This is a genomic window from Paractinoplanes toevensis, from assembly GCF_018332695.1.
Classification (GTDB): Bacteria; Actinomycetota; Actinomycetes; order Mycobacteriales; family Micromonosporaceae; genus Actinoplanes; species Actinoplanes toevensis.
In genome coordinates, this window is record NZ_BOQN01000079.1 from 66822 (window position 1) to 86042 (window position 19221).

General features: G+C 70.4%; 14 protein-coding genes. 10 read left to right on the forward strand and 4 right to left on the reverse strand.

Features of this window, described 5'->3' with window-relative positions:
* Window positions 1-385: 385 nt before the first annotated feature.
* From Ato02nite_RS30460 to Ato02nite_RS30470, 3 genes are read right to left on the reverse strand one after another with little or no spacing between them, the layout of a single operon-like run.
* Entirely contained in the window at window positions 386-1948 is a 1563-nt protein-coding gene (locus tag Ato02nite_RS30460) for an AMP-binding protein (RefSeq protein ID WP_213010103.1), read from the reverse strand.
* Entirely contained in the window at window positions 1948-2682 is a 735-nt protein-coding gene (locus Ato02nite_RS30465) for a glycosyltransferase family 2 protein (RefSeq protein WP_213010104.1), read from the reverse strand. The genes Ato02nite_RS30460 and Ato02nite_RS30465 overlap by 1 nt, the downstream gene beginning before the upstream one ends.
* Entirely contained in the window at window positions 2679-3674 is a 996-nt protein-coding gene (locus Ato02nite_RS30470; RefSeq protein ID WP_213010105.1) for a 3-oxoacyl-ACP synthase III family protein, read from the reverse strand. The genes Ato02nite_RS30465 and Ato02nite_RS30470 overlap by 4 nt, the downstream gene beginning before the upstream one ends.
* Window positions 3675-3781: 107 nt before the next feature.
* On the opposite strand from Ato02nite_RS30470, the gene Ato02nite_RS30475 reads away from it, so the two are divergent.
* The 3 genes from Ato02nite_RS30475 to Ato02nite_RS30485 are packed head-to-tail and all read left to right on the forward strand — an operon-like array spanning window position 3782 to window position 6534.
* Window positions 3782-5353 carry a Na+/H+ antiporter gene (locus tag Ato02nite_RS30475; RefSeq protein WP_213010106.1) on the forward strand — a complete coding sequence of 524 codons (1572 nt, stop codon included), beginning with the start codon at window positions 3782-3784 and terminating at the stop codon, window positions 5351-5353.
* The gene (locus Ato02nite_RS30480; protein ID WP_213010107.1) at window positions 5350-5613 is read left to right on the forward strand and encodes a UBP-type zinc finger domain-containing protein; all 264 of its coding nucleotides are present in this window, start codon (window positions 5350-5352) and stop codon (window positions 5611-5613) included. The genes Ato02nite_RS30475 and Ato02nite_RS30480 overlap by 4 nt, the downstream gene beginning before the upstream one ends.
* A 6-nt stretch (window positions 5614-5619) precedes the next feature.
* Entirely contained in the window at window positions 5620-6534 is a 915-nt protein-coding gene (locus Ato02nite_RS30485; protein WP_213010108.1) for a ketopantoate reductase family protein, read from the forward strand.
* Between the two features lies 1 nt (window position 6535).
* On the opposite strand, the gene Ato02nite_RS30490 is transcribed toward Ato02nite_RS30485, so the two are convergent.
* Entirely contained in the window at window positions 6536-7168 is a 633-nt protein-coding gene (locus Ato02nite_RS30490; RefSeq protein WP_213010109.1) for a DUF4360 domain-containing protein, read from the reverse strand.
* Between the two features lie 399 nt (window positions 7169-7567).
* Here Ato02nite_RS30490 and glgX point away from each other — a divergent pair, with 399 nt between their 5' ends.
* From glgX to Ato02nite_RS30525, 7 genes are all read left to right on the forward strand, one after another.
* Window positions 7568-9679 carry a glycogen debranching protein GlgX gene (glgX, locus tag Ato02nite_RS30495; protein ID WP_213010110.1) on the forward strand — a complete coding sequence of 704 codons (2112 nt, stop codon included), beginning with the start codon at window positions 7568-7570 and terminating at the stop codon, window positions 9677-9679.
* On the forward strand, window positions 9679-11994 hold the full coding sequence (gene treY / locus Ato02nite_RS30500) for a malto-oligosyltrehalose synthase (protein WP_213010111.1): 2316 nt from the start codon (window positions 9679-9681) through the stop codon (window positions 11992-11994). The genes glgX and treY overlap by 1 nt, the downstream gene beginning before the upstream one ends.
* Entirely contained in the window at window positions 11991-13724 is a 1734-nt protein-coding gene (gene treZ, locus Ato02nite_RS30505) for a malto-oligosyltrehalose trehalohydrolase (RefSeq protein ID WP_213010112.1), read from the forward strand. Before treY ends, treZ begins: the two co-directional genes overlap by 4 nt.
* A 23-nt stretch (window positions 13725-13747) precedes the next feature.
* The gene (locus Ato02nite_RS30510) at window positions 13748-14842 is read left to right on the forward strand and encodes a transporter substrate-binding domain-containing protein (RefSeq protein WP_213010113.1); all 1095 of its coding nucleotides are present in this window, start codon (window positions 13748-13750) and stop codon (window positions 14840-14842) included.
* Window positions 14839-15861, forward strand: coding sequence for a hypothetical protein (locus tag Ato02nite_RS30515; RefSeq protein ID WP_213010114.1), 1023 nt, complete (start codon window positions 14839-14841; stop codon window positions 15859-15861). Before Ato02nite_RS30510 ends, Ato02nite_RS30515 begins: the two co-directional genes overlap by 4 nt.
* An 81-nt stretch (window positions 15862-15942) precedes the next feature.
* Entirely contained in the window at window positions 15943-16665 is a 723-nt protein-coding gene (locus tag Ato02nite_RS30520) for a PP2C family protein-serine/threonine phosphatase (protein WP_213010115.1), read from the forward strand.
* An 82-nt stretch (window positions 16666-16747) separates the two neighbouring features.
* Window positions 16748-19072, forward strand: a complete 2325-nt coding sequence (locus tag Ato02nite_RS30525; protein ID WP_213010116.1) for a putative bifunctional diguanylate cyclase/phosphodiesterase — start codon at window positions 16748-16750, stop codon at window positions 19070-19072.
* The last annotated feature ends 149 nt before the right edge of the window (window positions 19073-19221 follow it).

The window sequence follows — 19221 nt, forward strand, 5'->3', positions numbered from 1 at the left end:
CTCGTCCCGCGATCGCGTGGAGTTCGCTCCCACGAACGCCGAAATCCTCCAAGATCGCGGTGAGCGGTCGCACGCTCGCGCGTCGATGGTGTCTCCCCGCGATCTTGTGGAGTTGGTGTCGCGAGCGGTCGGCAATTCCACAAGATCGCGGTGCAGGGGGTTGGGCGCTGCGCGTCGGTGGCGTGCCGCCCGCGATCTTGTGGCGTGGGTGTCGTGAGCGGGCGGGAATTCCACAAGATCGCGGTGGAGGGGTTGGGTGCCGCGTGTCGGGGGCGTTTCCTCTGGCGATCTTGTGGGGTTGGTGTCGCGAGCGGACGGGAACTCTCCAAGATCGCTGGGGAGGTGTGGTTTGTGCTGGGGCACTTGGTTCTCCGGGATTGCGGGGTCATGCTGTGGCGGCCAAGCGGGCGGTGGCTGCTCGGTCGGGCTTTCGGGAGCGGCCGGCCAGTGGGATCTGGGCGAAGATCACCGCGTCGGGGCGGGCGGCGCCCATCCGGGACAGCGGCTCGCGCAAGGCCGCGCGGATCGCCGCCTCCGACGCGCCGGCCGCGGGCTGGATCACCGCCACCACTCGCTCGTCGCCCTCGGCCGGCGGAACGCCCGCCGCTCTCTCGTCGCGGTCGGCCCGCGGAACGGCCACCACCCGCTCGTTGCCGTCGGCCGGCGGAACGCCCGCCGCTCGCTCGTCGCCGTCGGCCCGCGGAACGCCCATGACGCGCTCGTTGCCGTCGGTGGCGGGGACGCCTACCAGTAGGGCCAGTTCTACGCCGGGGACGTGCAGGGAAGGCTCGTACAGGCCGGGATAGATGTTCTCCGCCTGGCGCAGGATCATGTCTTTCAGGCGGCCGCCCAGGATCACCCGGCCGTTCTCCAGTCGGGCCAGGTCGCCGGTCGCCACCTGGTCGAACGGCTCCTCGCCCAGGTAGCGGGACGCCGCCGTCGGGCCGCTGAGCAGCAATTCTCCGCCCGCGCCGACCTCGGCCCGCACGCCGGGGAGCAGCTCGCCGACCAGGTCGCCGGGGCCGGTGAAGGCGGACTTCGCGGCCGACTCGACCGCGGCCGCCGGGAACACCTCGGTCAGGGCGTAGACACCCCAGGCCTCGTCCGCGCCGGCCGCCCGTACCGCGCGCAACAGTGCCGCGCTCACCGGCGCCGAACCGCTGTAGACCCGCCCGGTGAAGCGCACCCGGGCGGCCAGGGCCGCCCGGAGCTGCGGCGGCGTCAAGTAGATGGCCTGCGGCCGCAGCGAACGGATCTGCCGTCCGAGAGCCCGCCGCGACGGCAGCGCGACCGGCGCACCGCTCGCCAGGGACGGCAGCAGCACGAAGAAGGTTCCGCCGAGGACCGGCACGCCCGGCGCCGGCCGGACCAGGTCACGCACCGCTGTCATGCCGGCCGACAGCGATGACCGGGTGTGCACGACGGCGCGTGGCCGGCTGGTCGTGCCGGAGGTGAAGACGACGACCGCGTCGCCGTCGCCGTCGTAGCCGGCGGGTGGCGGGCCGGGCATCGGGCGGAGCGCCGGCGGTGAGCCGGGCAGGCGCCGGCCGATGGTGCGGACGGGGGCGAGGGTGCCCAGGTCGGGCAGGGCCAGGTGGGCCCGGCGGGCGAGTGGTGCCAGCCATCCGGCCACGGCCTGCGCGGTCGCGTCGGCGAGGATCAGCCGCGGCGCGGCCAGGGCCAGGCGGGCTTCGAGGACATCGGGGCCGGCGGTCGGGTCCAGCACGGCGATCCGCAGGCCCAGGTGGTACGCGGCCAGCATGGTGGCCAGCGAGCGGGCTCCCGGCCGTACGGCTAATCCGACCGTGTCGCCCGCGCTCAGGCCGACCGAACGCAGCGCCACGGCGTAGCCGTGGGTGAGGACGGCTAACTCACCGCGAGTGGCTCGCCCGGCGATGGCGGGACGGTCGTCGGTCTCCCGGAGACCGCCGATCAGATCGGTGAGCATCAGCGCGGGTCCGCCGTTCTCGGGCCGCTGCCGCGGTCGAGGTACCACTTGGCCGTGCCGATCACTCCGTAGGCCCTGATCCGGCGGGTGGAGTTGGCGACCACCATGTGGCGGCTGTGGGTGATCGCGGGAGTGGTGCGGCGCACCCGGTTGAGGAACGTGCGGTCGGTGGGGGACGGGCGGCGGGGCATGCCGCCGCAGGCTTCGTACAGCTCGGCGGTGATGGCCATGTTGTTGCCGGCGTGCATCCGGTAGGGGGCCTTGAACTCGGGGCCGCGGTGTTCCGGGCGGAACCGGCCGAACCATGCGGCCAGCGCGACCAGCAGGCGGAACCAGGCGCGGCCGAGCGGGCCGTGTTCGTCGCGGCGGGCCACGATGCGGCCGCAGGCCAGGCCGCGGCTCTCGGTCAGGGCCTGCCGGGCGGCGGCCACCCAGCCGGGTGCGGGCAGGCAGTCGGCGTCGGTGCGGGCCAGGTGGATGGCGCCGTTGGCGATGGCGTGCCGGAAACCGGTGTCGACCGCGCAGCCGACGCCCTTCTCCGGCTCGACCAGCACGTGCACCGGGAACGGCGCGGGGAAGCGCCGGGCCAGCGCGGCCGTGGCGTCGGTGGAGCCGTTGTCGACCACCAGCAGGGTGAAGTCGGTGTCGGTCTGGTCGGCCAGGGCACGCAGGGTGGCGCCGATCTTCGACGCCTCGTTGTAGGCCGGCACCACCACCCACAGCGGGGTCGTCACGAGACCTCCCAGACCATGGTCATCAGGCTGACGCCGCCGCCCAGGCCGACCAGCAGCACCCGGTCGCCCGCCTCCAACTGCGGACGGACCCGGGCCAGCTGTACGCCGAGGGTGGCCGACGCCATGTTGCCCAGCTCGGTGACGGTGATCTCGAGCTTGTCCCGGGGTACCCCGGTGACCTGCACGAACCGGTCCAGATACGGCAGCGTCACCTGGTGCACGAGCACCTTGGCGTAGTCGTCCCAGCCGTACCCGGTGCGGAGAGCGACCCGTTCGATCAGGCCGGCGCCGATCTGTTCGAAGATCCGGCGCAGCCGGTGCCCGTCGCCGGTGAAGTAGGTGTGTTCGTCGCCGCGCGGGTGCCGGGAGCCGCCGCCGAAGATGCCGCCGGCCGCCCAGTGCTCGGAGTGGGTCTCGGTGTCCACGTCGAGGATGCCGCCGGTGGCGACCGGCTCGACCAGCACGGCCGCGCCGCCGTCACCGAAGGTGAAGCCGGCGAACGCGCTACGCGCCTGGGCGAGGCCGTCGAGGCGGGGCCGCATCGCCCGGGTGGGGGTCTCGCCGGTGACCACCAGGGCGCGGCCGGCCCGGCCGGCCAGGATCATCGAGCGGGCCAGGTCGATGCCGTTGAGGAAGCTGTTGCAGGCGTTGGTGATGTCCATGGCGTGCGCCCGGCTGCCCAGCGCGGCCTGCACCACGTGCGCGGTGGCCGGTTCGGTCATGTCCCGGGTGGCGCTCGCGAACAACAGCAGGTCGATGTCGAGCGGGTCCCGGCCGGCCTCGGCCAGCACCTTGGTGGCGGCGTCGATGGCGAGGTCGGAGGCGTACTCGTCGTCGGCCGCGATCCGCCGCCGCCGGATGCCGCTGGCCTGCTCGAACATTCGCGGCGGCAGCATCAGGCCGCTGGCCGTCGCGACCCGGCGCTGCAGCTCGGCGGTCGGCACCTCGCGGGCGGGCAGGGCGTACGCGATCCCGGTGATCCCCACATTCATGGGCGACAGCTTTGCCTATCCGCGCACGCCCGGGCCTGAGTAAGGGTGCTCAACTCCGTGATGCTCCGCACGCGCCGCCGCTTTCAGCATTCAATAAGATTTCCGCCATGAGCAGCATCGTCGACGTGGTCGTCCTGGTGGCCATCTCGGTGATCGGTGCGGCCCTGGCCCGCCGTCTCGGGTTCGTGGCGCCTCTGGTCCTGCTCGTGGCGGGGCTCGGCCTGTCATTTGTGCCGGGTTTCCCGGAGGCGGAGCTCGAGCCGGAGCTGGTGCTGATCGGCATCCTGCCGCCGCTGCTCTACGTGGCCGCGCTGCAGACCTCGGTGCCCGCGTTCCGCCGGGCGATCCGCCCGATCCTGCTGCTCGCGGTCGGCCTGGTGCTGGTCACCGCGTTCGTGGTGGGCGCGGTCGTGCACATGCTGTTGCCGGACATCCCGTTCGCGGCGTGTGTGGCGCTGGGCGCGATCGTCGCGCCGCCGGACGCGGTGTCGGCCACCGCGATCGCCCGCTCGGTCGGTCTGCCCCGCCGGGTGGTGACCATCCTCGAGGGCGAGAGCCTGCTGAACGACGCGACCGCGCTGGTGCTGGTGCGCATCTCGGCGGCCGCGATCGGCGGCACCGTGGTCGGCTTCTGGCCGATCGCGGGGGAGGTGGCGCTGAAGGCCGGCGGCGGCGTGCTGATCGGGTTGCTCGGCGCGTTCCTGGCGGCCAAGCTGCACCGCAAGATCGTCGACCCGCTGCTGGACGACGCGGTCTCGCTGCTCACCCCGTTCGTGGTGGTGATCGTGGCCGAGGAGTTGAAGACGTCGAGCGTGGTGGCCGTGGTGATCGCCGGTCTCTACCTGGGGCACCGCATTCCCTACTTGCTGTCGGCGACCTCCCGGCTGCAGATGGACGCGGTGTGGAAGCTCGTCACGTTCCTGCTCGAGGGTGTCGTGTTCCTGCTGGTCGGCCTGCAGCTGCGGCACATCGGCGAGAGCATCGAGACCGACGTGGGCACCACCGTGGGGCTCACCCTGGCCGTGTTCGCGACCCTGGTCGTGATGCGGTTCATCTGGATGTACCCAGCGACCTACCTGGTGCGCCTGGTCCCGCGCATCCGGCAGCGCGAGGAACGGCCGCCGATCGCCGTACCGACCGTGCTGGCCTGGGCCGGGATGCGTGGCGTGGTGACCCTGGCGGCCGCGCAGACGCTGCCGCCGGAGGGCGGCAAGGTGCCGGAATATCACCGGGACCTGTTCATCTTCGTGGCGTTCGCGGTGATCGTGCTGACCCTGCTCGTTCAGGGCACCACGCTGCCGTGGCTCGCGGTGAAGCTCGGCGTCCGGCAGGACACCAGCACCGAGGACGCCCTGGCCGAGGCCGGCGTGCAGCATCAGGCCGGGCGGGCCGCGCTGGCCGCGCTCGAGGAGAGCGCCGGGGACGCGCCCACCGAGGTGGTCGACCGGCTGCGATCACTGGTCGGCAGCCGGGGCAACAACGCTTGGGAACGGCTCGGCAATCAGCAGGCGGAGACCCCCTCCGCGGCGTACGGTCGGCTGCGGCGCGAGATGATCAGTGCGGAACGGCACGTTTTCAAGATCGCGCGGAACGAGGGGCGCATCCCCGAAGAGGTGCTCACCCGCGCTCAGCGCGAGCTCGACCTGGAAGAGTCCCAGTTGCAACGGAGTGACGATTGAGCTGCCAGCACCTGGCGGAAGCCGGCGAACCGGAACCGCAGTCGGCCTACGAGGACGGGTGCCCGCAGTGCGTGGCCGCCGGCTTCACCGGCTGGGTGCACCTGCGCACGTGCCTGAACTGCGGCGTGGTCGCCTGCTGCGACTCGTCGCCGCGCCGGCACATGTCCGCGCACCACGAGGAGACCGGCCACCCGGTGATGCGGTCGTACGAGCCGGGCGAGAAATGGCGCTGGTGTTTCGAGGACGAACTCCTAGGCTGAGTCCTCGTGCGGACACTTTTCGTGGGAGCCGGCGCCACCGGCGGATATTTCGGCGGGCGGCTCGCGTCGGTCGGTAAGGACGTCACATTCCTGGTGCGGCCGGGCCGGCAGACCGTGCTCCAGCAACGTGGACTGCGGATCAAGAGCCCGGACGGCGAGACTCTGGTCCGGCCGCGCACGATCACCGCGGACACCGTGGACGGCCCGTACGACCTGGTCGTCCTGGCCGTGAAGAGCTACGCGCTGGAGCAGGCACTGCTCGACATGGCTCCGGCGGTCGGCCCGGGCACGGTGGTCGTGCCGCTGCTCAACGGCATGCGCCACGTCGACGAGCTCGAGGGCGCGTTCGGGCCGGAGCGGGCCTGGGGTGGCGTCTGCATGATCCAGGCGACGCTCGACGACGACGGCGACGTGGTGCAGATGACCGGGATGCACCGGATCGGCTACGGGCCGCTGGACGGTTCCGAGGACGAGCGGCTGCCCGCGGTCACCGAGGCGCTGTCCGGGCCGGAGTTCGACTCGAACCCGTCGCTGTCCATCGTCCAGGACATGTGGGAGAAGTGGGTCTTCCTGGCGGCTCTGGGCGCGGCCACCACGCTGATGCGCGGCACGGTCGGGGAGATCAACGCGGCGCCCGGCGGCACCGACTTCGGGGCCCGGGTGGCCGCGGAGGCGATGGCGATCGCCTCCGCAGCCGGTCATTCGCCCCGCGCCGGTGCGGTGTCGGTGCTGCAGAACGGCATCTCGAGCACCGGTCCGATGACCTCGTCGATGTACCGGGACCTGATCCAGGGCGCTCCGGTCGAGGCGGACGCGATTCTCGGCGATTTCGTGGCCGAGGCTGCCAAGCACGACGTCCCGGCCCCGATGCTCAGCGCGGCGTACACCGCGCTGAGCATCTACTCGACGAAACGGGCCTAGGTCAGCACCGCTTCCAGGCCAGGTGGTAAACCGTGCCGAGGCTGGTGTCGGTGGAGTCCATCGCGATCATGTTGAGGGTCTTGCCGTTCGACGAGCCGGTGCCGATCCGCAGCTCGGTGTTGATGTTCAGGTAACGCTTCTCGCCGCACGGCGCCCACGAGTACGACTCGAGTCCGACCAGGTCGGTGGCCTGCCAGTCGCCGTCGGCCGGCCCGCCGAAGTTGTGCCGGGCCCGGACCGTCTGCGAGTAACCCTGGAAGTAGTAGTTCGCCTGCTCGTACGCCCACGCGCCGGGGACCAGGTGCAGGTAGCCGCGGAAATCGGTCTTCGCGATCGCGTACGTGTAGCCCGACGGCACCCGCACGTTGAGGGCGAGCTGGCAGTTGCGCCGGAACTCGTCGGCCGCCGCGCCCTTGCCGGCCTGCGCGGCGTACTCGCTGTAGAGCACCGTGAACGCGGTGTTGTCCCCGGCCGGCAGCACCGAGGCGGTGCCGGGCGCGCAGCCGCTGCCGTTGACCCCCACGACTGTGATGGTCATCTTGTCGTTCGGCGGCGGGGTGGCCTTGGCCGGCGAACTCACCGGCGACGCCAGCGACGCCAGGAAAAGAGCTCCGGCAGTCAGTGCCTGAAACATTTTCTTTCCTCCTGCGAATAGCCGAAAAAGATTTGCATAATGGATTCGTAAACCCGCAGGTAACGTACTTTTCGCAGTTCACGGCGGTTGTAGAATGGTCGCAAAATGGCTATTCGCAAGATTTCCGAGTCCGACCGTTCCGACCTTGTCCGGCTAATTGGCCAGGATTTTCCGGATACCGCTGCGCGGTGGTGGAGCCGGGTGCTACGTCGGCCGATCGGCCCACCCCGAGCGGGCGGATCTGCGGGCAACCGGACAGTCGTGCGGAAGTTGTCAGCCCCATCGGTGAGAATGACCGCTGACGCGGCCGCACAGGATTAACGACGCCCGACGTGGGGCAAAGACCGGTGCGCCGAGGTGCGGTCGCGTGCACCGACGGTCGAGGGGTGGGAGCACGAAATGCAAGTTTGGCCTGGTCATCGGTACCCTCTTGGGGCGACCTACGACGGGACGGGCACGAACTTCGCGATCTTCTCCGAGGGGGCCGAGGCGGTCGAGCTCTGCCTGTTCGACCCGTCCGGGAACGAGCGCAAGGTTCAGCTGCACGAGCAGGACGCCTTCGTCTGGCACGCCTACCTTCCGGGGGTCGAGCCCGGCCAGCGGTACGGCTATCGGGTCTACGGGCCGTACGAACCGGGGCGGGGTCTGCGGTACAACCCCCACAAACTGCTCCTGGACCCGTACGCCCGGGCGGTCGACGCCGACATCCAGTGGCACCCGTCGCTGTACGCGTACGAGCTGGGCAACCCCGACCAGATGTCGGACCTCGACTCGGCGCCGTACATGGCCAAGGGCGTGGTGGTGAACCCGTACTTCGATTGGGGGAACGACCGCCGTCCGGACATCCCGTACCACCACTCGGTGATCTACGAGACGCACGTGAAGGGCCTCACCGAGCGGCACCCCGAGGTGCCCAAGGACATGCGCGGCAGTTACTCGGCGCTCGGCCACCCGGCGATCATCGAGCACCTCAAGAGCCTCGGCGTGACCGCGGTCGAGCTGATGCCGGTGCACCAGTTCGTGCACGACAACCGGCTGCACGATCTGGGCCTGCGCAACTACTGGGGTTACAACACGCTCGGCTTCTTCGCGCCCTACCAGGGTTACTCGTCGACCGGCACGCTGGGCCAGCAGACCCAGGAGTTCCGCGGCATGGTCAAGGCCCTGCACAAGGCGGGCATGGAAGTCATCCTCGACGTGGTCTACAACCACACCGCCGAGGGCAACCACCTGGGCCCGACGCTGTCGCTGAAGGGCATCGACAACCGCACCTACTACCGCCTGGTGGACGATCAGCCGCAGTTCTACATGGACTACACCGGCACGGGTAACAGCCTCAACGTGCGCAGCCCGCAGAGCCTCCAGCTGATCATGGATTCGCTGCGCTACTGGGTCACCGAGATGCACGTCGACGGCTTCCGCTTCGACCTCGCCTCCACCCTGGCCCGCGAGTTCTACGACGTCGACCGGCTGTCCACGTTCTTCGAGGTCGTCCAGCAGGACCCGGTGGTCGGCCAGGTGAAGCTGATCGCCGAACCGTGGGACGTCGGCCCGGGTGGTTACCAGGTCGGCAACTTCCCGCCGAACTGGACCGAGTGGAACGGGAAATACCGCGACACGGTCCGCGACTTCTGGCGCGGTGAGCCGGCCACGCTGGCCGAGTTCGCCTCCCGGATCACCGGCTCGGCCGACCTCTACCAGGACGACGGCCGCAAGCCCTTCCACTCGATCAACTTCGTGACCGCGCACGACGGCTTCACGCTCAACGACCTGGTGACGTACAACGACAAGCACAACGACGCCAACGGGGAGGAGAACCGGGACGGCGAGAGCCACAACCGGTCCTGGAACTGCGGCATCGAGGGCCCGACCACCGACGAGAAGGTGCTCACCCTGCGCGCCAAGCAGCGGCGCAACTTCCTGGCCACGCTGATGCTGTCGCAGGGCGTGCCGATGATCTCGCACGGTGACGAGCTGGGCCGCACCCAGCAGGGCAACAACAACGCGTACTGCCAGGACAACGAGCTGGCCTGGATCGACTGGGGGGACGCCGACGAGCAGCTGCTCGAGTTCACCCGCAAGCTCACCGCGTTCCGCCACCGGCACCAGGTGTTCCAGCGGCGCCGGTTCTTCACCGGCCTGCCGGTCACCGCCCGCGGCGGCGGCGACCCGCTGCCCGACCTCGAGTGGTTCACCCCCGACGGCCGGCAGATGGCCGGCGACGACTGGGGCAACGACTTCGGCCGGGCGGTGGCGCTGTTCGTCAACGGCGAGGGCATCCGCGAGCGTGGCCAGTACGGCCAGCGGCACGTGGACTCGTCGTTCCTGTTGTTCTTCAACGCGCACGACGCGCCCATCGAGTTCGCCACGCCTCCCGCCGAGTACGGGGAGAAGTGGGAGAAGGTCATCGAAACGGCCGAGCCGTCCCCGGATCAGCCGTCGGTCGTGGAGGCCGGCAACAAGATCCTGGTGCCGGACCGGTCCCTCATCGTGCTGGACAGGACGGTCTGATGCCCCATTCCGACCACCCCACCGCCGCCCTTGATCGGGCTGAAGGCCCTCCTCGGGGAACCTATCGAGTCCAGGTCCGACCCGATTTTCCGTTGTCCGCCGCCGCCGAGCTCGTCGATTACCTGGCCGACCTAGGGGTCAGCCACCTCTACACGGCGCCGATCCTGACCGCGACGCCCGGTTCCGAGCACGGCTACGACGTCGTCGATCACCGCGCGGTGAACCCGGAACTGGGTGGCGGTGCCGCCTTGACCGACCTGTCCAACGTGTTGAAAGCAGCCGGCCTCGGGCTCGTGGTCGACATCGTCCCCAACCACGCGGGTGTGGCGGTTCCGCCGGTCAACCCGACGTGGTGGGACGTCCTGAAGAAGGGCCAGAAATCGGAATTCTCCGATTTCTACGACATCGATTGGTCGCGCGGCCGCCTGCTCCTTCCGGTTCTGGGGAGTACGCCGGACGAGCTCGACAATCTGCGCGTCGAGGACGGGGAACTGCGCTACTACGACAAGCGCTTCCCGATCGCGGACGGCACCGGCGACGGCACGCCACGCGAGGTCCACGATCGGCAGCACTACGAGCTGGTCGACTGGACCCGCGGCGACCGTGAGATCAACTACCGGCGCTTCTTCACCATCACCGACCTGGCCGGCCTGCGCGTCGAGGACCCGGCCGTGTTCGACGCGACCCACGCCGAGATCCTCCGCTGGATCAGCGAGGGCCTGGCCGACGGCATCCGCGTCGACCATCCCGACGGCCTGCGCGACCCCGGCGACTACTTCGCCCGCCTGCGCGAGGCCGCCCCCGGCGCCTGGATCGTGGTGGAGAAGATCCTCGAACCGGGCGAGGAGCTGCCGCCCTGGCCGGTCGCCGGCACCACCGGCTACGACGCGCTCGCCGAGGTCTGCGGCGTCTTCGTCGACCCGTCCACCGAGGCGTTCTTCGACACCCTCCAGCACCACCTCACCGGCGCCGAGACCTCCTGGCAGGACCAGGTGCACCAGGCCAAACTGGCGATCGCCACCACCCACCTCGCCGCCGAGCTCGACCGGCTCGCCCGCCTCGTACCCGAGATCGAAGCCGCCCCCAAGGCACTCGCCGAACTCGCCGCCTGCTTCCCGGTCTACCGCTCCTACCTGCCGTTCGGCTCCCGGCACCTGGCCAAGGCGCGGTCCGAGGCGGGCCGTCGCCGGCCGCAGCTGATCGGGGTGCTCGACCAGCTCACCGCGCGGCTGCGCAACCCCGCCGACGAGTTGGCCGTGCGCTTCCAGCAGTACACCGGCGCGCTGATGGCCAAGGGCGTCGAGGACACCTCGTTCTACCGCTGGACCCGCTTCACCGCCCGCAACGAGGTCGGCAACGACCCGGCCAAGTTCGGGGTCAGCCCGGACGAGTTCCACGACGTCACCGAGGAGCGCCGGCGCACCTGGCCGGACGCGATGACCAGCCTCTCCACCCACGACACCAAGCGCAGCGAGGACGTCCGGGCCCGGCTCGCGGTGCTCGCCGAGGTGCCCGGGGACTGGACCGAGGTCGTACGCCGGTGGGTCCGGATCGCTCCGCTCCCGGACCCGGCGCTGGCCCATCTCATCTGGCAGGCCGCGGTGGGTGCCTGGCCGATCTCCCGGGAGAGGCTCCAGGCGTACGCCGTGAAGAGCGCCCGTGAGGCCGCGACCGCGACCAGCTGGCATCACCCCGACGAGCGTTTCGAATCGCGGCTGCGCGAGATGGTGGACCAGATCTACGACGATCCCGCCCTGAACCGGGAGATCGCCGACTTCGCCGCGTCGATCACGCCACCGGGCTGGTCCAACTCGCTCGGCCAGAAGGTCGTGCAGCTCACCATGCCCGGCGTCCCCGACGTCTACCAGGGCACCGAGCTGTGGGACCTCTCGCTGGTCGACCCGGACAACCGCCGCCCGGTCGACTTCGCGACCCGCCGCGAGCTGCTGGCCCGCATCGACGACGGCTGGCTGCCGCCGGTCGACGAGAGCGGCGCCGCGAAGCTTCTGGTCACCAGCCGGGCCCTGCGGCTGCGCCGGCAGCGTCCGGAACTGTTCACCGGTTACCGCCCGGTCTGGGCCGACGGGCGCTGCGGCGAGCACGCCCTGGCCTTCGACCGCGGCGGCGTGGTGACGGTGGCCACCCGGCTGCCCGTGGGTTTGTCACGCCATGGCGGCTGGGGCGACACTTCGCTGTCACTCGACGGCCACAGCTGGACGGAAGTGTTCACGAACACGAGCTACGGCGGGAACCGTTTGTCGGTGGCCGAACTGCTGCGCACCTACCCCGTCGCTCTCCTGGTGAAAGAACAATGACGCTCTTCGAAGTCTGGGTCCCCGAGAAGACGGTCCGGTTGCGGGTGGCGGGGGAGGACCGCGAGATGGAACGCGGCGACGACGGCTGGTGGCGCCTCGACGTGCCCTCGGCCGGCCCCGGCACCGACTACGCGTTCCTGCTGCCGGATGCCCCGTCGCCCCTGCCCGACCCGCGCTCGCCGTGGCAGCCGGACGGGGTGCACGGCCCCAGCCGGGTTTACGACCAGTCCGCCTTCACCTGGACGGACCGGGCGTGGCCGGGCCGTCAGCTGCCCGGCTCGGTGCTCTACGAGCTGCACATCGGGACGTTCACCCCGGCGGGCACCTTCGACGCGGCCATCGAACGGCTCGACTACCTGGTCGACCTCGGCGTCGATCTCGTCGAACTGCTGCCGGTCAACGCGTTCAACGGTGAGTACAACTGGGGTTACGACGGCGTCTGCTGGTACGCGCCGCATGCGGCCTACGGCGGCCCCGACGGGCTGAAGCGTTTCGTCGACGCCTGTCATGCGCGCGGCCTCGGCGTGGTTCTTGATGTGGTTTACAACCACTTCGGACCAAGTGGTGCCTATGCGCCGATGTTCGCGCCCTACCTGTCCGCACACGGCTCGAACCCGTGGGGCGACTCGGTCAACCTGGACGGCCCGCTCTCCGACGAGGTGCGCCGCTACATCGCCGACAACGTGCTGATGTGGCTGCGCGACTACCACGTCGACGCGCTGCGGCTGGACGCCGTGCACGCACTCACCGACCACTCCGCGATCAACCTGCTCGAGCAGCTCGCGGCCGAGGTGGAGACGCTGTCGGCGCAGCTGGGCCGGCCGCTCTCGCTGATCGCCGAGTCCGACCTCAACGACCCCAAGCTGATCACGCCGCGCGAGGCCGGCGGCTTCGGCCTGCAGGCCCAGTGGGACGACGACGTGCACCACGCCCTGCACACCCTGCTCACCGGGGAGCGGCAGGGCTACTACGGCGACTTCGGCTCGCTCGATTGCCTGCAGACCGTTCTGGAGGGCGCGTTCTACCACGCCGGCACCTGGTCCAGCTTCCGTCAGCGGCACCACGGCCGGCCGGTCAACCGCCTGTTCACGCCGGGCCACCGGTTCGTGGCGTTCCTGCAAAACCATGATCAGATCGGCAACCGGGCGATAGGTGACCGGCTCTCCGCGCTGCTCTCGCCCGGCCTGCTCAAGGTCGGCGCGACGCTGCTGCTCACCGGGCCGTTCACCCCGATGCTGTTCATGGGCGAGGAGTGGGCCGCCAGCAGTCCCTGGCAGTTCTTCACCAGCCACCCCGAGCCGGAGCTGGCCGACGCCGTCCGCAACGGCCGCCGGCGCGAGTTCGCGTCGCACGGCTGGGCCGAGGCCGAGGTGCCCGACCCGCAGGACCCGGAGACCTTCCAGCGGTCCAAACTCGACTGGGAAGAGCCGGCCAAGCCGGGGCACGCCGAGATTCTCGATCTCTACAAGCGACTCATCGCGCTGCGGCGCACCCAGCCCGGGCTGTCCGACCCGTGGCTGTCCAAGGTCGAGGTCTGGCACGGCGACCAGTACGTCGTGATCAAGCGCGGTTCCTGCCTGGTCGCGGCCAACCTGGCGCCGGTGCCGCAGACCGTCAGCTTGCGCTCGGTGCCGAGCAAGGTACTCCTCGCCACCGAGCCCGGCGTCGTTCTGCAACGCGATCGGGTGGAGTTGCCGCCCGAGAGTGCGGTGGTGGTAACCACGCGGTAGTGCCGGTACGGCACCATGGGCCAATGACCGAGCGCTTCGCGTGGCCGTTGAAGCGGCGCACGCCGGGACCGGACGGCACCGCGGAAGACATCGCCGTGCAGGACATCGCCGAGCGGGAGGCGGCCGACCGGCGGCTGCCCCCGCCCGACCCGGAACCGCTCGCCGACCCGCGGCCGCGCTTCAACCTGGCTGCGTTCCGGCTGGCCGCGCTGGGCCTCGCCCTGGTGCTGGCCCTCGCTCTGGCCATGGTGCGGGTGTTCGTCGGCGGCCCGGAGTCGGTCGCCGAGCTGCGCGCGCGGTCCGGCGTCGACGAGTGGAAGGAACTCGCCGTCGGCGTCAAGGACGACCAGCCCGGCGTCGCCTTCTACGACCCGGCCGACAAGATGTGGAAGGGCTTCGACGTCGACATGGCGTACATGATCGGCGAAGACCTCGGCTTCCGAAGCGACGAGATCAAGTTCTACGGGATGGAGAGCGAGGACCGCGCCCGCATGCAGGCGTACGACCTCGATCACAAGCGGGTGGCGGTCAACGTGGTGATCGCCAGCTACAGCATCACCAAAACGCGGATCGACGAAGGGGTTGTCTTCGCCGGTCCCTACCTCTACACCGAGCAATCGGTTCTGACGCTCAAGGGCCACGCGCCGGTGGCGACCTTCAAAGATCTCACCGACAAACAGGTCTGCTCCCTGTCCACCGCCACCAGTCTGACCGGCCTCGAAGCGGCCCATGCCCTCGTGCGCAGCAAGAACCGGATCAGCGAGTGCATCACCGAGATGCGCGCGGGCCGGGTCGAAGCGGTCAGCACCGACGCCGCCATCCTCGCCGGCTACAAGGCGAAATACCCCAGCGAGTTCGAGCACTGGGACCTCGGCTACGACGCCACCGAGAAGTGGGGCGTGAACGTCGGCGAGAACCAGGCGCTGAAGAAGCTGATCAACCTCACCCTCTACCGCTCGCTGAAGGACCCCAAGGACGACCGCTGGGAGAAGGCCTTCCAGGACAACCTGCAGGTCGAGGTCGGCGAGAACAAGAACACCCCGATCGCGGTCGCCACCCAGCCCCCGGTCGACAGGCCGAACATTCGCGACCTGCCGTGGGAGGACGTCTTCCCGTGACGGACATCTACGTCAAGGGCGGGCCGATCCCGCCGCGGCGCCGGCGGGCCCAGCTCAACTGGCTGCTCACCATCCTGCCGGCGTTCCCGCTGGTCCTGCTCGTGCTCCGGTTGTGGTATCTGAGTCGCCAGGACCTGCCCACGATGCTGCTGCTGGTGCAGTACATCAGCCCGCTCGGCATGATCAGCGCGCTGTTCATCACGCTGATCTGGACCGTGCCGGCGGCCATCCTCGTGCTGCGCACCCTCGGCGGCATCCTGCTGGTCAGCGCCCCCGACGACGCCGGCCGGTCGCTGCTGGCGGTCACCGCCCTGCGGATGCCCGACTGGGTGGTGCTGCTCGCCACCATGATGGCCGCCTTCACCTGGCAGCTGCGCCTGCTGCCCACCCTCGGCATGCTGATCGTCTCGATCCTCGGCGTCACCGCCACCCTGCGGTTCCGCACCGAGCGCTGGGTCATGGTGTGGATCACGGTGGGCGTACCGGTGCTCACCGGCGCGCTCGTGCTGATCTTCGTGTGGCCCGGGATCGTCACCGCGCTGCGGGCCGGCGAGACCACCACGGCTTTGCTGCTCGGTGTGCCGCCGCTGCTCGGGCCGCTGCTCACCGGCCCGGTGCCGGCCTGGTCGGCCCGCCTGGTCACGCACTGGCCGGCCGTCGCCGCCGCACTCGTTGCCCCGCTCGCCATCGGGATCATCTTCCTGCGTGCCCCCGTCCTGCCGGACAGCGCCGTCGAGGTCGGCCCGCCCGGCGGCGCCATCGACGTGGTCCGCGGCCAGCTGATCTCGGTCGACGACACCTCCACCACGATGCTGCAGAGTGACGGCGCTGTCCTTTTCATCCCGAACGACCAGGTTCGCTCGAAGACCCTGTGCCCCGCGGCGGTCCGGCCGCCGGACAGCGTCGTCGCGGTCCGCGGCTGGCGGGTCGAGGAGTCCGCGTTGTCGTGGATCGCACCCACCCACCGCGACAGCACGGTCGACCCGCGATGCCTCGGACGCCCGATGAATCCCAGATGAGCCCGTATCCACCGCGTTTTTCGGCGACGCGCCGCCGCCCGCGTGCAGACAGGGTGGCGGTGATCTGGGAAGCTACCCGCCATGACCTTGCACCTGAGGTGGGCAGCGATCACCGATCAAGGACATGTCCGCAGCAACAACGAGGACAGTCATTACGCCGGTGACAACCTGCTCGTCGTCGCCGACGGGATGGGCGGTATGGCCGCCGGTGATCTCGCCAGCCGCGTCGCCATCGAAGCGATGAGCGTGCTCGACGTGCCCATCGACAACGAGCACCAGATGGACGCCCTGCACAAGGCGCTGGAGATGGCGAACGGCCGGATCGCCGAGCAGGTCGCCGCCGACCCCGAGCTGCAGGGCATGGGCACCACGCTCACCGCGGTCATCTTCTCCGGCACCCGGGCCGCCATGGCCCACGTCGGCGATTCCCGGGCCTACCTGGTGCGCGACGGCCGGCTCAACCAGCTCACCAAGGACGACACCTACGTCCAGATGCTGGTCGACCAGGGTCTGATCCGCCCCGACGAGGCCGCCGGCCACCCGCGCCGCTCGGTCGTCACCCGGGTCCTGCAGGGCGAACCGGTCAGCCCCGCCTACGTGATCGTCGAACCCGAACCCGGCGACCGCTGGCTGCTGTGCAGCGACGGCCTCACCGCCGTGGTCAGCAACGAGACCATCGAGCAGGAGATGCTCGCCGCCACCGATGCGAAGTCCTGCGCCGAACGGCTCGTCGACCTGGCCCTGCGCGGCGGCGGCCCGGACAACATCACGGTGATTGTCGCCGATCTGACACCGACTGACTGATCAGGTCGTCACCCTGGTTTAGCTGCGGTACCTTACTCCGGTCGCGGAACAGGGGGCCTGCGGCTCTATCGGGAGTTGATGGATGACAGCGCGACTTTTCGTCACGCTGACACTCGTTCTGGGTTCGGTCGCAGTCGGCGAACTCGTCGGGCCGCGGGGGTCGCGGCTCTACGACGACGCGGTGCAGACGGTGGCAGGGGTGGCTGCCGCGGGCATCTGCATCGCCGCCGCCAACCGGCGTACGGGTGTGCAGCGTCGATGGCGGCTACTCGCCGGGATCGGCCTGGCCGGATGGGCGCTGATGCGCATCTGGTGGGTCGTCCGGGACGTCGCCGAGCCCGGCTGGGCGACCACCTCGGTCGCCGACGTCGGCTTTCTGGTGCTGCCCGTCTTCCTGCTGTTCGGGCTGCTCAACGTGCCGTACACCCGGCCGCGCCCGATGCCCACCTCCCCGCGCCGGGACCAGATCGCCCTGCTCCTGGACAGCGTGCTGATCTGCGGCTCGCTGGTCGCCCTGGCCTGGTCGGCGATCCCCGACCGGATGATGAGCTGGGCCGGCCAGAGCACCGGCGCGATCGGCATGGCCGCGGCGTACGCGATCGCCGACCTCCTCCTGGTCACCATGGTGGTGCTGCTGCTCGCCACCCGCCCCGGCTCCCGGGCCGGCCGCCAGCCGCTGCAACTGGCCGGCGTGGCCATCGTCGGCTTCGGCGTCAGTGACACCTTCCGCCTGGTCAATCTCAGCGACGGCCCGATGTCCCCGCTGCAGTCCGCGGGATACCTGATCGGCTGCGGTTTCGTGGCGCTGGCCGCGGTGTCCCGCCCGCCCGCCGTCGACGATCCGCAGCCGGTCGGCGCCGAGCGGGACTGGCTGCACCTGCTGCTGCCGTACGTTCCGGTCACCGCGACCGGCGTGGTGATCGCCATCAACACCGGTGCCGGCCATCCGCTGTCGCCGTTCGAGGCCTACCTGGGCTGGCTCGGCCTGGGGCTGGTGGTGGCCCGGCAGATGTTCACCATCGTCGACAACACCGTGCTGCTCGACCGGGTGAGCGAGGGCCAGCAGCGGCTGCACCACCAGGCGTACCACGATCCGCTGACCGGCCTGGCCAACCGCGCGCTGTTCCGCGAGCGCCTGGTGCTCGCCCTGGACGCCCACCGGCACCGGGGCAAACCCCTGGCGGTGCTCTTCGCCGACCTCGACGACTTCAAGCTGGTCAACGACAGCTTCGGGCACGCCATGGGCGACCGGGTGCTGCGCGCCATCGCCGAACGCATGCAGGCCTGCGTCGACGAGGCCGACCTGGTGGCCCGCCTAGGGGGTGACGAGTTCGCGGTGGTGCTCGACCACCACCCGGCCGACGCCGAACCGGCCGGGCACCGCATCCTGGCCGCGCTGCGCGAGCCGTTCATCATCGACGGCCACCGGGTCGGCGTGGGCGCCAGCATCGGCCTGGTGGTCCCCGAGCCCGGCGAGCCACTCACCGCCGACGCCCTGCTGCGCCGGGCCGACGCCGCCATGTACTCCAGCAAGCGCCGGGGCAAGGGCGCGCTGGCCCGGTACGCGGGCACCGCCGACGGTTCCCCCAACGCCGACCTGCCGCACCTGCTGGCCCAGGCCCTGTTACCGGGCGGGCGCCCCGAGGCGGCCGGCTTCGAGGTCTACTACCAGCCGATCGTCCGGCTCACCGACGGCGCCACGGTCGCGGTGGAGGCCCTGGCCCGCTGGACCCTGCCGGCCGCCGGTGGTTCCGTGCACCCCGACGTCTTCGTCACGGTCGCCGAACGCACCGGGCAGGTGGCCGCCATCGACGACTTCGTGCTCGACCAGGCGTGTGCCGACGCGGCGACACTGGCCATGGTCTACGGCCGCCCGATCGACGTACACGTCAATGTCTCGGCGGCCCGTCTGGGCCAGGCGGGCTTGGAGGAGGCGGTCCGGGCCGCCCTGGCCCGGCACCCGCTGCCGCCGTCCCGCCTGATCATCGAGATCACCGAGACCCACCGCATCCAGGACCTGCCGTCGGCCGCGGCCGCCGCCACCCGGCTGCGCGCGCTGGGCCCGCGGATCGCCCTCGACGACTTCGGGAGCGGCTTCAACGCCCTGGCCCAGTTGCACTCCCTGCCGGTCGACATCGTGAAGCTCGACTCCACCCTGACCGATGTGGACGTGGCTCCCGAGCGGGCCGGCGCGCTGTGCCGCTCGGTCCTGGCCATCTGCGCGGAACTGGACATCGTCGTCGTCGCCGAGGGCATCGAGACCGAGGCCCGGTCGGCCGCCCTCGCCGGGCTGGGTTGCCCGCTCGGCCAGGGCTACCTGTTCGGCCAGCCCGCCCCGGTGCACCGCCTCAAGCCGCCGGTCATCCCGGCCCAGCCCGGCCCGCCCGCCCTGCGCCGGCTCAGCTAGAGATCTTTTTTCGGGTCGGAGTCCCGTCAATTTCCAGAAAGGACGGGACCCCAGCCCGGCTTCCTTGTAGCGGTGGGCGGCCAGACGTGATCTTGTGGACTCAGCGTGAGGACAGTGCGCCGGGGGGTGTCGTTGCGCGAGAGTCGCGG